A 12,677-nucleotide genomic window follows, 5' to 3' on the forward strand; every position below is an offset into this window, starting at 1 on the left:
TTATGAACGCACATCTACAGCCAACCGGTTCTGCCTATTTCATCTCGCCAGAAACCGAACTTGCCGAAAACCACACGCTTTCCGTTCTGGTCGATAACGAGCCGGGCGTTCTTGCCCGCGTCATCGGTCTGTTCTCTGGTCGGGGCTATAATATCGAAAGCCTCACAGTGTCCGAGACCGAGCACGAGGCGCATCTGTCGCGTATCACCATTGTCACCCGTGGCACGCCGCTGGTGCTGGAGCAGATCAAGGCACAGCTGGAGCGGATTATTCCGGTGCACCGGGTGCTGGACCTCACCGTGCGGGCGCGTCAACTGGGGCAGGAGCGGCCAATCGAGCGCGAAGTAGCGCTGGTGAAGGTTGTCAGCACTGGCGAAATGCGGGCGGAAACCCTGCGTTTGGCCGACGCTTTCCACGCCAAAGTCGTGGATGCCACCGTGGATCACTTCATTTTTGAGCTGACCGGTAAATCCTCCAAGATTGACCAGTTCGTTTCGATCATGAAGCCACTGGGCCTCAATGAAGTTTGCCGCACCGGCATTGCCGCCATGAACCGTGGCGCGCAGGGCATGTAAGCATGATACCGCCGCGCGCTGGCAGAGGATCAGCGGCGGCGGTTGCCTGGGCCTATTATGACACGCGACAAATTCAATATTTATTGGAAACGGCCTGAATGAGTTTGGGAAACAGCCGGTAGGATATTTCAATCAGCTTGCCACGGCCCGGATAGTTGATTTCCTTTCCAGCCTCCAGAGCTTGCTCGACAGAGTTCACAACCTCTTCGGGTGTTACCATTTGTGAAATAGCCGTGCGGCCCTTCTTCAGGAAGTCCGGGCCGTCCGAGGCTTGCGCAATCAGTGGCGTGTCAACAGCTGGTGGGCAGACCAGTTGAAAGCGCAGGCCTTTGCCGCGATTTTCACTGATCAGCACTTTTGCATAGTGGTTTACGGCCGCTTTTGTCGCCCCATAGGCACCGAAGCGATTGATGGGAACGATACCTGCTGTCGAGCCATAGATAATCACATCACCCTGTTCACGATGTAGCAGTTTGGGTACAATGATACTGGTGATGTTGACCATGCCGCCATAATTGATCTGCATGATTTTATTGATCTTGGCGGCATCGGTTTTGGCCAATTCACCACCCGGCATGATGGCGGCACAAACAATAAGCCCGTCGATTTCACCAAGGTCACGCTCAATCTGAGCAACAGTGTTTGCAAGGGCCGAAAAATCAGTGACGTCGCAGGAATAAGCACGGATAAGCGCGTTCTCCGCGCTGACGGTCTTCAAGCCATCCTCATTGAGATCAACGATTGCGACAGTCTTGCCTTTTTCGGCTAAGCGGAGTGCGTGCAAGCGGCCAATACCGCTGGCACCTCCGGTTATGAGTGTAACGCCTGTCATGTTCAAAGCCTTATTTTGATGGGTTTTTCATCTCGCTCCAGGCAAAAGGCATAGGGGCCGGGAACACCTTTAAGGTCCATAATGCCCAGCACGCGTCTGTCATCAATGCGTGCAAAATGGTCAAAGATGGGTTTGCTGTCATAAGCCATCGTGGCTGTGGCGCGTCCGCGAAACTCGATCATTCTTAAGCGGGCCTTGGAGGATTTTGTTTGCACAAATGGTCTGGCCAAGGCCATCATGACCCCAAGTGCGGATGATCTGGGAAAGGGAGCCGTTAAGGGAACCAGGGTCGGATCAACGGCATAGAGGCTGTCTTTGCTTCGAGTATAGAATAGCAAAGGGTGAACGCAGTCTTTGTCCTCAAACAATTTGCCATACCATCCGGTTGGCTCAAGCAGTCCATCCAGTGGATGACCCGTTCGTATTTCAAAGCCACTCCAGCGGCCCAGCATGAAATCAATGTCAGCGGTGGGCAAGCTATCGAAACATTGCAGAACAGCCTCAGACGAGGCCGCTTTTTTTGAAATAATGTCTTCGATCATGCTTCTTCTTTTCTCTCTTTCCACAATCTTTAACTGTATTGGCTTCAACCGTATTGGATCTAGTGTGTACGTTGCCTGTTTCAAGCTGCGCTCATGATAAGCGCCGTTGGAGCTTGGTGAAATTTGAAATGGCAATAGACCTGATTACGTCTTGCTGTTCGGTTTTTACGTCGTCATTCCTGTTGTGTAAAAAAACTTGCGTAAAAATTATCCGTCGAAATTTGAACAAAAGTGCTAATGGCGCGTTAATGGCTCAGAGAAACACAGGAGCCTGCCATGAAAGCAGCAACAGTATTCATTCTTATCGCATCTTTGTCGGTCCCGGCTGGTCTTGCGGCAAAGGGATTTGTTGAGCATCAAGGCCAATCTTCTTTTACGAAAACGGAGCCTTTTGTTGATGTAACTGTGAAAAAGGGCCCTCGTTTGCAAAAAGAGAACGAGCAGAGCGCTTTGACAGATGACTATGCTTCAGAATGGGTGTCGGATTGTTACGATGCCTATGGTGATCCGGGCAATACTGCCAATTTGAGAGCGTGTCTCAAGGGTTAAGTTTGTCAGTGACCTTACTTAGTTTTTCAGACCCGTCTTTGCGAATATCGCGCCATAGATCGCAGTATTGAAGATCCCGCACAATTTTAAAGATGCGGGATTTTTTATGAATAGGCCGCGCTTTTTTTAAAATATTTTTAATAATTGAAATTCACATTTTTTTGTTAATGACACTATTTATATTTGATCAAACATCCATTTTCGTTTTTTTTATTTGACTATAAGCTGTCTATCAACCTCTCAATCGGCATTTTTAATAAAGTATATTCATTGCCGGTTTTCATGACTGGATAAAACAGGGAGGGTTCCAGTTTCTGTGTGCTCGAGACCCCTCATCAAAGAGGAGGCGGCGCAATGACGGGGGATTGGCATGACAAACGCTGGCTATATTCGTTTGGGGACGGTGGCTGTTTCTCTCTGCCTGGCTTTGTCGGGTAGTGCTTACGCCAAGTCCACAGGTTGGTTGAATGCAAATCGATTGCAGGATTTTGGCAGGGAGCATCTACATGCCAATGCATTGCCAACATCGATAAGCTGTAAGGACTCCGATGTTGTTGCCGGGATGGATCGCCGCAACACCATGGTCAAGATTGAATATTCTTCGAACCCGGAGCACATCAAATGGAAATGGGCGTGGGGTGGCCTGGTGGGCAAGATTGACCGTGATTATGCGGCCAAGGGCTACAAGATGGTTTCGCAAGACAGTTTCCGCCGACCTTCAGGCTTGTTGATGCGGTGTGCCATCTGGCAAAAGCGGAACTGACAAACTCCGGACAACCGACGCTCTACAACATTTCAAGTGGTTGTTTGCGCTGCGGTGGCGCAAACAGCGTATCAAGGCGCTGCAAATCCTCATCCGTGAGGTCCAGCTCCACCGCCGCTCTGTTTTCCTCCACGCGATGCACATTGGCCGATTTTGGAATGGGAAGCACGCCTTCGCGCTCCAGCAAAAAGGCAAGTGCCACTTGCGCGGGCGTGGCCTGATAGGCCTTTGCCATATGAATCAAATCTGCATTGTTCAGCAGACGGCCTTGCTCAATCGGCGAATAGGCCATAACCGCAATATTGCGCTGCTGGCACCAGGGCAGAAGGTCAAATTCAATGCCGCGACGGGTAAGATTGTAGAGCACCTGATTGGCCGCACAGTTGTGACCATGCTCAACGCTGAACAGCTCTTCCATATCTTCGACATCGAAATTGGAAACACCCCATTCGCGGATTTTTCCTTCCCGTCTCAAGCGTTCAAAAGCGGCAACCGTCTCTTCCAGCGGATGGTCTCCACGCCAGTGGAGAAGGTAAAGATCGAGATGGTCGGTGCCCAATCGCTTCAGGCTGTCCTCGCAGGCCTGAATGGTGCCTTTGAGACTGGCGTTCCAGGGTAAAACCTTGGACACCAGAAAGGCTTCATCGCGGCGGCCTTGCAAAGCCGCACCGGTGATCTTTTCAGCGCCGCCATTGCCATACATTTCGGCGGTATCAATCACGGTCATACCAAGGTCGAGCGCTTTGCCAATTGCTGCAATTTCGTCTTTGGCCTTTGCGCCATCTTCGCCCATGTTCCATGTGCCGAAACCAAGGGCGGGCAGGGTGATGCCTGATGGAAGGCTCACGGTTGGCAGAGTGTCGTCCATTGTCGCATCCTCCGAGATTGCCGCAACTTCAAGATACCAACGCAGTGCAGCTTGGCAAGTTGCATCGCGGTCTGAATATCGTGTCACCGTGACAATCAAAGGGCTGTGGAGCGCTGGAATATTTCGATAGGTCAGCTATACTGACCTATCGGACTTGCGGGAGGAGTGTTGTGACATTTGAAACATTGGGGGCGCTGGTGCTTTTCGCATTCACCACGTCGATCACACCGGGGCCAAACAATATGATGCTGTTTGCATCGGGGGTGAATTTTGGCTTTCAGCGAACGCTTCCGCACATGCTCGGCATTGGTGCCGGATTTTTCTCGCTGCTGGTTGGTGTGGGCTTTGGCCTTGGAGCGTTGCTGACAGCTCTGCCTGCGGCCTATCTTGCGCTTAAAATAGCGGGCGGGCTCTATCTTCTCTATATTGCCTGGAAAATTGGCACCTCACGCACATTGGGTGAGGGCAAGAGTACAGACAAGCCCATGAGCTTTCTATCGGCTGCCGCATTTCAATGGGTCAATCCAAAGGCCTGGGTGATGGCGGTGACGGCCATGGCGACATACACAAATGTCGAAAATTACTGGTTGACGGTGATGATTGTCGGCCTCGCCTTTGCGGCGGTCAATGTGCCTTGCGTGTCCACTTGGGCAGGTTTTGGCTCGGTCTTGCGCGATTGGCTGTCGGTGCCGGTGCGGCTAAAATGGTTCAATATCACCATGGCGGTCTTGCTCGTGCTCAGTTTATGGCCAATGCTGCGGTAAAAAAGGGGAATCTTGTGAGCGGACATCACCACCACGATCATGAACATCATCATGACAATCATTATTCCGACATACAGGCCCGCGTTAAGGCGCTGGAGACCTTGCTGACGGAAAAGGGCCTGATTGATCCCAAGGCCATTGATGCGATTGTCGAGACCTATGAAACCAAAGTCGGGCCGCGCAATGGTGCCAAGGTTGTCGCCAAGGCGTGGGTGGATGCAGAGTTTGCGCAATGGCTGGAAAGAGACGCGACTGCGGCCATTGCCAGCCTGGGTTATACGGGGCGTCAGGGCGAGCATATGCGCGCTGTGTTCAACAGCGAAGACACCCACAATATGGTGGTTTGCACATTATGCTCCTGTTACCCGTGGTCGGTGCTTGGCTTGCCGCCGGTGTGGTACAAAGCGCCGGCCTATCGCTCACGGGCAGTGATGGACCCACGCGGCGTCTTGGCCGAGTTTGGCGTGACCTTGCCTGAGCACACAAAGCTGCGCGTGTGGGATTCCACCGCAGAGCTGCGCTATCTCGTCATCCCCATGCGTCCATCGGGCACCGAAAACCTGAATGAGGCGCAATTGGCCGATCTGGTCACGCGCGATTCCATGATAGGTACCGGCCTTGCACGTTCATCAAAGGTGACCGCATGAACGGCCCGCATGATCTGGGTGGGCAAATGGGTTTCGGCCCTGTCGCACCTGAAAAGGATGAACCGATATTTCATGCCGAGTGGGAAAAGCGGGCCTTGGGCATTACGCTTTCTTGCGGCGCGTTTGGCGCGTGGAATATTGATGAAAGCCGCCACGCGCGTGAAAACATCCCGCCTGCCCATTATCTTGCGGCCAGCTATTACGAAATCTGGATCAGGGGCATTGATATGCTGCTGGAGCGCCATGGCTTTGCCACTCGTGAGGAGCTTTTTTCGGGCCAGCATAAGCAGCAAGGGGCAATCCCTAAGCGGATATTGAGCGCCGATCGGGTGGCGGAGGTGCTGGCAAAAGGTGGCCCCTGCGATCGCCCGGTTCAATCAGCACCGGCTTTTACGGTGGGGCAACGGGTGAGAACGCGCAATTTTAACCCGACAACGCATACGCGCTTGCCGCGTTATGCTCGTGCCAAAACCGGGGTAGTTGAGGCTGTGCAGGGCAGTTTTGTTTTTGCCGATGACAATGCTCATGGGCGCGGCGAGAACCCGCAGTGGCTTTACACAGTGGTGTTTGACGGAGTGGATATCTGGGGCGAAGGCGCTGATCCCACCTTGAGTGTTTCGATTGATGCATGGGAGAGCTATCTTGAGCCAGTGTGAAACGCCCTCTGCGCTTGTTCAATCACAAGGCCTGCCAAAATCAGCAGAAGGTGATCCGGTGTTTGCCGAGCCATGGCAGGCCGATGCCTTTGCGCTGACAGTGCATTTGCATGCAGGCGGCGTGTTTACGTGGACAGAATGGGCAGAAGCGCTTTCAGTGGAGGTCCACAAACCCGGCCGTGCAGAGGATGGCTCGGATTATTTCGAGGCATGGGTTGCGGCTTTGAGCACGGTTTTGTGCAGCAAGGGTATTGTGGATGCGAAGGGGCTGGAGGCGCTGCAACAGGGCTGGCAAAGGGCTGCCATGGCAACGCCCCACGGCCAACCAATCCTGCTGGAAAATGACCCGGAATATGCGGCATAAGGTGAGCAAAAGCCGGTTTGCGCTTGCAATTGGAGTGCGAATCCGCGCATGTCCTCACCATGGAATTTGCACCTCAACAGGATGAAGCCCTCAAGGCCGTTGCCAAATGGCTGAAGGAGGGAAAGAGCCCGGTTTTCCGGCTGTTCGGCTATGCCGGAACCGGCAAGACAACACTTGCGCGGCATTTTGCCGAAAACGTGGATGGGGATGTGCTGTTTGCGGCCTTCACCGGCAAGGCAGCGCAGGTGTTGCGCTCCAAGGGGGCGACCACGGCCCGCACCATTCATTCGCTGATCTATCGCCCGCGTGGTGAAGAAGAAGTGTCGGACGAGGAAACCGGCAAGACCTCCATCGCACCGATGTTTTCGGTCAATCGCCAAAGTCCGGTGGCCAAGGCATCGCTGATTGTCATCGATGAATGCTCGATGGTCGATGAGCAACTGGGCCGCGATTTGATGAGCTTTGGCACGCCCATTCTCGTGCTGGGCGATCCCGGACAGTTGCCGCCCGTCTCGGGTGGTGGCTTTTTTACCGAGCAGGAACCGGATTATCTGCTGACCGACATCCACCGTCAGGCGCGTGATAACCCGATTATCCAGCTGGCCATGCAAATCCGCGAAGGCCGCGAAATCACCCATGGTGATTACGGCTCAACCGCGCGGGTGATTTCCAAGAATGAGGTAACACAGGATCTGGTGCTCAATTGCGATCAGGTTCTGGTGGGCACCAACAAAACCCGTCGCCGCTATAACAAGCGCCTACGCGAGCTGAAGGGCTTTACCGCCGATTATCCGCAATCCGGCGACAAGCTGGTGTGCCTGCGCAATGATCAGGTCAAAGGTCTGTTGAATGGCTCGCTGTGGCAGGTGATGACATCATCGCGCGAAACGGTGAAGCCGGGCATGAACCTGCTGATTAAGCCAGAAGACGATGATATGGATCGCGGTGCCGCCAAGATCAAATTGTTGAAAGCGGCCTTTGAAGATGTGGAGACGGAAATTCCGTGGTCTACGCGCAAGCGCTATGACGAGTTTGATTACGGCTATGCTTTGACCGTCCACAAGGCCCAAGGTTCGCAATGGAACAATGTGGTGCTGTTTGACGAGAGCTGGGCGTTTCGCGATACGCGCGAGCGCTGGCTTTACACGGCAGTGACCCGCGCGGCTGAAACCCTGACGATTGTGCGTTAAGAGGCTATAAGTCCCAAAAGCACGGCTTTTGCCACGGCTTGAAAACGGTTGGTCGCCGAAATTTTGCGCATGATTCCGGCTTCCAAAGCCAGCACGGCTTCCGGTGTCATTTGCAGCGTGCGCGCCAGGCGAATTTGGGTGTAGCCCTCGGCCATGAGCGTCAGGCAATGATGCTCCAGATCGGACAGAGATACGCCGGGCGAAGGTTGCGCCTCTTGCTCCATCTGCTCGTCATCATCCCCTTCAATCAAGGCGTTGATCTGCTGCATCTGTCGGAAAAGAGTGGACTGCGCACCGAAAAGCTCACGCTTTCGATATTCAAGCGCCGTTCGCAGCAGCGTATTGGCCTCACTTTGACTGGTGACATCGCTGAGTTCTGCCAGAAGATCCTGAATGGCAACAATGGGCATGCCGATTTCGCGGCAGGTGTTGATCAAGGCCATCAACCGGATGTCGCGATGATAATAGACCCGCATCAACCCCACCCGACTGGCGGACAGGAGTTTTTTCTCCTCATAGAAATGCAGGGTTCGGTGCGTTACGCCAAAAAGATTCGCCATGTCGGAGATGGCAATCGGCTCGGCTGGCAAATTCACCGGCATTGGTACATGCGGCAAAAATGGCAAGGCGGCGTAAGAAACACCATCGGTTTGAGTGGTGGAATTTGAATGTTCAGCATGAAGCCACATAGGATTTTCTCTGCCTCCCTCATGTCACGTTCGGTTTAACGCGCTTGACACCATTCCGACTCATGATTTTCTTATAGAAAATCACTTATCATTGTTAATTCGAAAATACAAATACACGTATTGTGTCCCATTTTGTATTTTGTGATGGTGACTTTGTCTTCTCGGTAGAGATCGGCTCAATTCCCCAACATAATGGACTGTTTCATTGCACAACTCCATTCAAAGCCTTCGATCGAAGGCGGGGATTCTCTGCAAGCTTCCCTCTTTTGTATATATCTCATGGTGCTTCTTTATTCATTGCTTTGCAAGCAAAAGCTGTGCCATTCTTCAATAAACACCTCTGCCTTGCCATGCTCCAAGCGCAGGTGCCAGAAAGAGGTGTGCGCGCTAAAGCTTGTCGCAACGCATGGGATTCACGACGGCAGGCGTTCCAGCACTGTGCAGAAAATCGAAACCAGCCGATGCTCCAGATTTTGTTTTTGCATCGGATGGATCTGAAAGCCGGTTTCCACTTTGCAGCCGATGCCCAAAACACAATAAATTCCGAATTTCCATCGATTGATCACATAATCTCATTGGCGTTTGATGCGCCAAAGTTTTACAGACAAAGACGGGATGGTCCGCAAGGCTTTGTGGCGATCCGACAATCTAGAGCATCGTGCAGAAAATTTGAATCAGCCCGATGCTCTCAGTTTTTTGTTTCCGCATCGGATTGATCTGAAAACCGGTTCTCACTTTTCAGCCGATGCTTTAAATGGATTTTGATCAATGGCAGCCAAGCTTTCCGTCAATCTCAATGCTATCGCCATGTTGCGCAACCGGCGTGATCTTCCCTGGCCAGATGTGGCCCATTTTGGCCGCTTGGCGTTGAAGGCCGGTGCCTATGGTCTGACCGTGCATCCACGGCCGGATCAGCGTCACATTCGCTTTTCTGATCTGCCAACGCTTCGGGCGTTGATTGACGATGAGTTTCCCAAGGCAGAGTTTAATATTGAAGGCTATCCGACCGAGGAGTTTATGGCGCTTTGCGAAGATGCTGCGCCGGAGCAGGTGACATTGGTGCCCGATCATCCTTCGCAGGCAACCTCGGACCATGGCTGGGATTTTGTAAGCCATCAGGAGCTTTTGAAAAGGGTTGTGGGCCGCCTGAAGGCCAAGGGCATGCGTGTTTCGCTGTTTGCCGATGGGGACGGCAAGGAAGAGGCCGTGCTGGCTGCAAAAGCCACCGGTGCCGACCGTATCGAACTTTACACCGGCCCTTACGGCGGATGTTACGATGCGCCTGAGCGGCGTGACGTGGAACTGGACCTTTTGGGCAAAACCGCAGATGCCGCCCAAGCGCTGGGCCTTGGGGTCAATGGTGGGCATGATCTGACCGTTGCCAATCTGCCTGCCCTTGTGGGCCGCATTCCCTATCTGGCTGAGGTATCCATTGGCCATGGTTTGACGGCAGATGCATTGGAATTTGGCATGGCGGAAACCGTGCGACGTTTTCGCCATGCCTGCGGAGAGTCCGTTTAAACGGAGGGGTCAACCCACCAATTTGGCAGCGTTGTCTGTCAAAAATGCCTTGAGTGACACCAAAGGTATGTTGGCCAGGGTGGCGGCGTCGTTTGATGCGATGTCGAGATCGCCTGCACGGGTGCCGGTATCAAACGATACCAGCAAAGGAGCCACGTCTGCGGCAATGCCCACGGCCAACAAGCCGTTGAGCAATTGCTCATCGGTGAGGTTGATCACCTCAATCGGCTTGTCAATCACCTCTGACACCAGCGCGGCAATCTCGCCGTTGGTATAGCTGGCATCGCCGTTCAGGCTGTAGGTTACGTTGTCGGCCACCGGATTGGCAAGGCCAGCGGCAATGGCGCGGGCAATGTCTTCTCGGGCAATATAGGCGGTTTTGCCGTCTCCTGCCGATGTGTACCATTGACCATTGCCCACCGCTGGCGGCACAGCCATGAACAGGTTTTCCATGTACCAGCCATTGCGGAAAATGGTGTATGCAAGGCAGGATGCTTTGATATTGGCTTCGGTGGCTGCATGTTCCGGCGCAAACAAGACTTTCGATGTGTCGGCATTAAGCATGGATGTGTAGAAAATGCGCCCAACGGAAGCTTGTTTGGCCGCATCAATGGCTGCCTTGTGCTGCTCAATGCGCGCGCCAATGGCATCACTGGAAATCAACAAAAGCCGGTCCACACCCTGAAAGGCGCTTGCAAGTGTTGCGGGGTTTGCAAAATCGACCGTGCGCAGCTCAACACCTTTGGCGGCAAAGGCTGCCAGTTTGGAGGTATCGCGACTTGCGGCAATGATGTCTTGTGCAGCAATGCCCTGGCTTTCCAGAAGATGCTTGATGACAAGCCCGCCAAGATTGCCCGAAGCGCCGCTGATTAAAATTTTTGACATGCTCTTTTCCACTTCGTCGATGGGGAGTCTGATAAATATATTGCTCTCAATTTGAGACTAAGGCTAAAATGAGCATTCAAAGTCATTTGTAAAGAAGGCAGTTTTTGTGCTGCTCGTTACCAAAAGGGAACCACCATGCTGCAAGAGGTTAAGCCGGACACTGCGATAAATGGAGGCGCAAAGCCTCTTTCTGCAAAGGATATTGAGGATGCCTGCCCGGTTCGCTCGGTGATTTCCCACGTCGGCGACAAATGGTCGACACTGGTGCTGGCTGAATTGGCGCAAAAGCCCTATCGCTTTGGTGAGCTTCGGCGCTCGATTTCCGATATTTCTCAACGCATGTTGACCCAGACATTGCGAGATTTGCAACGCGATGGCTACGTCAATCGGGAGGTCTTTCCCACCAAGCCGCCGAGTGTGGAATATAGCCTCACGGAGCTTGGGCAATCGCTGGTGTTTTCTCTAAAGCAATTGATTGATTTTGCGCTTGAAAACCATCCAAAGGTGGTCGATGCGCGCCGAAAGTTTGATGCTGAAAACGTGTGATAAAAAAGTGCAGGCGGGGCATAGGCCCCACCTGTCGTGATAGAAGTGGTTATTTCTGTTGTCCGGAGTTTTTCTCCGTCAAAATCAACAGAAGGGCAGCGGTTGGAAATACAAAGCCAAGCCAGCTTGCGCGCTCCCATCCGCCTGTTGCATAGGCCCATCCGCCTGCCGCCGAGCCAATGGCTCCGCCGAGGAAAAAGGTGGCCATGTAGATGCCATTGAGGCGGCTTCTGTGTTCAGGGCTCATGGAGTAGATAATACGCTGGCCACTGACCAGATTGGCCTGCACCCCGAAATCCAGAATGATGGCCGAGAGCGTCAGCAAGGCCAACCCAAGTGCCGGGTTCAGTTCAATGCTGGTTCGGCCCAGTAAAAAGGCAGCCATTCCCATGATCATGGCAGCGATAGACACGGCGCGCGTCAAGCCCTTGTCGGCCATGCGCCCGGCAATGGGCGAGGCAATGGCACCGGCGGCACCGGCCAGCGCAAAAAGCGCAATGCCATTTTGGCTAAGACCAAAGTGAGGGCTTGAGAGCAAAAGCGGCGTTGTGGTCCAAAACAGGCTGAACGCGCCAAACATGCCAGCTTGATACAGCGCCCGGCGCTGCAAAATGCGGTTTGTGGTTGCCAGATGCAGCATGGAGGACAAAAGTGCGCCATAGCTGATCTGGCCATGAGGTTTGCGCTGGGGCAAAGACACACGAAGTACCGCCAGAAGCGCAATCATGGCAATGGCTGAGACAATGTAAACAATATGCCAGGATGAAGCTTCGGCAATAACACTGGCTACGGGTCTTGCCAGCATGATGCCGGTGAGCAATCCGCTCATTACATTGCCAACCACCCGGCCACGATAGGCATCCGGGGCCATGCTGGCGGCGAAGGGCACCAGCACCTGCGCCGCTGTTGAGGCCAGCCCAATGGCAAAACAGGCCAGCAGAAACAGACCGGGGTTGGAAGAGAGGGCAGCGGCCAGCAGGGCAAAGGCTGCCAAGGCCAGAAGCACAAGAATGAGCTTGCGGTTTTCGACCAGATCACCCAGCGGCACCAGCAGAATGAGACCAAGGCAATAGCCGAGCTGACAGAGCGTGACAATCAAGCCGGTTGCCTGCGGTGAAAAGCCAAGGTCGGCGCTGATCAGACCCGCAAGCGGTTGACCATAATAGAGATTGGCAGCCACCAGCCCGCAGGCCAGCGCGAAGATAAAGGTTAGCAATGGCGACAGCGCTTTATCCGCGCCATGCGTGAGCAGGGTTCGTGAAAGAGTCATTGGATTTCACTTTTCA

17 protein-coding genes are annotated in these 12,677 nt (G+C 53.5%); 11 read left to right on the forward strand and 6 right to left on the reverse strand.

All coding sequences use genetic code 11. The annotated features are described in order from the left end of the window. Positions 1-2: 2 nt before the first annotated feature. On the forward strand, positions 3-575 hold the full coding sequence (gene ilvN, locus E6C51_RS02335; RefSeq protein WP_146930993.1) for an acetolactate synthase small subunit: 573 nt from the start codon (positions 3-5) through the stop codon (positions 573-575). 73 nt (positions 576-648) lie between these two features. Here the strand turns inward: ilvN and E6C51_RS02340 are convergent, their stop codons facing one another. Further along, positions 649-1,407 carry an SDR family NAD(P)-dependent oxidoreductase gene (locus E6C51_RS02340; RefSeq protein WP_190234892.1) on the reverse strand — a complete coding sequence of 253 codons (759 nt, stop codon included), beginning with the start codon at positions 1,405-1,407 and terminating at the stop codon, positions 649-651. Positions 1,408-1,409: 2 nt separating this feature from the next. Beyond that, a complete protein-coding gene (locus tag E6C51_RS02345; protein ID WP_210234982.1) occupies positions 1,410-2,033 on the reverse strand; it encodes a DUF4334 domain-containing protein in 624 nt (207 codons plus the stop codon). A 192-nt stretch (positions 2,034-2,225) separates the two neighbouring features. On the opposite strand from E6C51_RS02345, the gene E6C51_RS02350 reads away from it, so the two are divergent. After that, complete coding sequence (locus E6C51_RS02350) at positions 2,226-2,498, forward strand: hypothetical protein (RefSeq protein ID WP_146930987.1); 273 nt, start codon at positions 2,226-2,228, stop codon at positions 2,496-2,498. 370 nt (positions 2,499-2,868) lie between these two features. After that, entirely contained in the window at positions 2,869-3,261 is a 393-nt protein-coding gene (locus E6C51_RS02355) for a hypothetical protein (RefSeq protein ID WP_190234893.1), read from the forward strand. A gap of 22 nt (positions 3,262-3,283) precedes the next feature. Here the strand turns inward: E6C51_RS02355 and E6C51_RS02360 are convergent, their stop codons facing one another. Next, on the reverse strand, positions 3,284-4,129 hold the full coding sequence (locus E6C51_RS02360; protein ID WP_190234894.1) for an aldo/keto reductase: 846 nt from the start codon (positions 4,127-4,129) through the stop codon (positions 3,284-3,286). Positions 4,130-4,299: 170 nt separating this feature from the next. Here E6C51_RS02360 and E6C51_RS02365 point away from each other — a divergent pair, with 170 nt between their 5' ends. From E6C51_RS02365 to E6C51_RS02385, 5 genes are read left to right on the forward strand one after another with little or no spacing between them, the layout of a single operon-like run. Further along, positions 4,300-4,893, forward strand: coding sequence for a LysE family translocator (locus tag E6C51_RS02365; RefSeq protein WP_190234895.1), 594 nt, complete (start codon positions 4,300-4,302; stop codon positions 4,891-4,893). A gap of 14 nt (positions 4,894-4,907) precedes the next feature. Next, positions 4,908-5,540, forward strand: coding sequence for a nitrile hydratase subunit alpha (gene nthA / locus E6C51_RS02370; RefSeq protein ID WP_230987022.1), 633 nt, complete (start codon positions 4,908-4,910; stop codon positions 5,538-5,540). Then, a complete protein-coding gene (nthB, locus tag E6C51_RS02375) occupies positions 5,537-6,196 on the forward strand; it encodes a nitrile hydratase subunit beta (RefSeq protein ID WP_190234896.1) in 660 nt (219 codons plus the stop codon). The genes nthA and nthB overlap by 4 nt, the downstream gene beginning before the upstream one ends. Further along, positions 6,183-6,560 carry a nitrile hydratase accessory protein gene (locus E6C51_RS02380; RefSeq protein ID WP_190234897.1) on the forward strand — a complete coding sequence of 126 codons (378 nt, stop codon included), beginning with the start codon at positions 6,183-6,185 and terminating at the stop codon, positions 6,558-6,560. The genes nthB and E6C51_RS02380 overlap by 14 nt, the downstream gene beginning before the upstream one ends. A 59-nt stretch (positions 6,561-6,619) precedes the next feature. Beyond that, positions 6,620-7,750: an ATP-dependent DNA helicase gene (locus E6C51_RS02385; protein WP_190234898.1), complete on the forward strand. Its 1,131-nt coding sequence runs from the start codon at positions 6,620-6,622 to the stop codon at positions 7,748-7,750. Here E6C51_RS02385 and E6C51_RS02390 read toward each other — a convergent pair. Next, complete coding sequence (locus E6C51_RS02390; RefSeq protein ID WP_190234899.1) at positions 7,747-8,439, reverse strand: MerR family transcriptional regulator; 693 nt, start codon at positions 8,437-8,439, stop codon at positions 7,747-7,749. The two genes, E6C51_RS02385 and E6C51_RS02390, sit on opposite strands and share 4 nt — an antisense overlap. Before the next feature lie 122 nt (positions 8,440-8,561). On the opposite strand from E6C51_RS02390, the gene E6C51_RS02395 reads away from it, so the two are divergent. Further along, a complete protein-coding gene (locus tag E6C51_RS02395) occupies positions 8,562-9,155 on the forward strand; it encodes a hypothetical protein (protein ID WP_190234900.1) in 594 nt (197 codons plus the stop codon). 52 nt (positions 9,156-9,207) lie between these two features. Next, entirely contained in the window at positions 9,208-9,960 is a 753-nt protein-coding gene (locus tag E6C51_RS02400) for a pyridoxine 5'-phosphate synthase (protein ID WP_190234901.1), read from the forward strand. Positions 9,961-9,969: 9 nt separating this feature from the next. On the opposite strand, the gene E6C51_RS02405 is transcribed toward E6C51_RS02400, so the two are convergent. Next, complete coding sequence (locus E6C51_RS02405) at positions 9,970-10,845, reverse strand: SDR family oxidoreductase (RefSeq protein WP_190234902.1); 876 nt, start codon at positions 10,843-10,845, stop codon at positions 9,970-9,972. A gap of 135 nt (positions 10,846-10,980) precedes the next feature. Here E6C51_RS02405 and E6C51_RS02410 point away from each other — a divergent pair, with 135 nt between their 5' ends. Next, on the forward strand, positions 10,981-11,391 hold the full coding sequence (locus tag E6C51_RS02410; protein ID WP_146930957.1) for a winged helix-turn-helix transcriptional regulator: 411 nt from the start codon (positions 10,981-10,983) through the stop codon (positions 11,389-11,391). A gap of 49 nt (positions 11,392-11,440) precedes the next feature. Here E6C51_RS02410 and E6C51_RS02415 read toward each other — a convergent pair whose 3' ends face one another. Next, positions 11,441-12,661: an MFS transporter gene (locus tag E6C51_RS02415; protein WP_190234903.1), complete on the reverse strand. Its 1,221-nt coding sequence runs from the start codon at positions 12,659-12,661 to the stop codon at positions 11,441-11,443. Positions 12,662-12,677 lie beyond the last annotated feature (16 nt).

It is taken from the genome of Gillisella terrae (assembly GCF_004801395.1).
Taxonomy (GTDB): Bacteria; Pseudomonadota; Alphaproteobacteria; order Rhizobiales; family Rhizobiaceae; genus Allorhizobium; species Allorhizobium terrae.

What these genes read in the sequence shown, in the direction of transcription:
- E6C51_RS02405 (WP_190234902.1), bottom strand. Translation starts at nt 10,845, where the DNA reads ATGTCAAAAATTTTAATCAGCGGCGCTTCGGGCAATCTTGGCGGGCTT.
- E6C51_RS02400 (WP_190234901.1), top strand. Translation starts at nt 9,208, where the DNA reads ATGGCAGCCAAGCTTTCCGTCAATCTCAATGCTATCGCCATGTTGCGC.
- E6C51_RS02410 (WP_146930957.1), top strand. Translation starts at nt 10,981, where the DNA reads ATGCTGCAAGAGGTTAAGCCGGACACTGCGATAAATGGAGGCGCAAAG.
- E6C51_RS02360 (WP_190234894.1), bottom strand. Translation starts at nt 4,129, where the DNA reads ATGGACGACACTCTGCCAACCGTGAGCCTTCCATCAGGCATCACCCTG.
- E6C51_RS02340 (WP_190234892.1), bottom strand. Translation starts at nt 1,407, where the DNA reads ATGACAGGCGTTACACTCATAACCGGAGGTGCCAGCGGTATTGGCCGC.
- E6C51_RS02415 (WP_190234903.1), bottom strand. Translation starts at nt 12,661, where the DNA reads ATGACTCTTTCACGAACCCTGCTCACGCATGGCGCGGATAAAGCGCTG.
- E6C51_RS02385 (WP_190234898.1), top strand. Translation starts at nt 6,620, where the DNA reads ATGGAATTTGCACCTCAACAGGATGAAGCCCTCAAGGCCGTTGCCAAA.
- ilvN (WP_146930993.1), top strand. Translation starts at nt 3, where the DNA reads ATGAACGCACATCTACAGCCAACCGGTTCTGCCTATTTCATCTCGCCA.
- nthB (WP_190234896.1), top strand. Translation starts at nt 5,537, where the DNA reads ATGAACGGCCCGCATGATCTGGGTGGGCAAATGGGTTTCGGCCCTGTC.
- E6C51_RS02390 (WP_190234899.1), bottom strand. Translation starts at nt 8,439, where the DNA reads ATGTGGCTTCATGCTGAACATTCAAATTCCACCACTCAAACCGATGGT.
- E6C51_RS02350 (WP_146930987.1), top strand. Translation starts at nt 2,226, where the DNA reads ATGAAAGCAGCAACAGTATTCATTCTTATCGCATCTTTGTCGGTCCCG.
- E6C51_RS02355 (WP_190234893.1), top strand. Translation starts at nt 2,869, where the DNA reads ATGACAAACGCTGGCTATATTCGTTTGGGGACGGTGGCTGTTTCTCTC.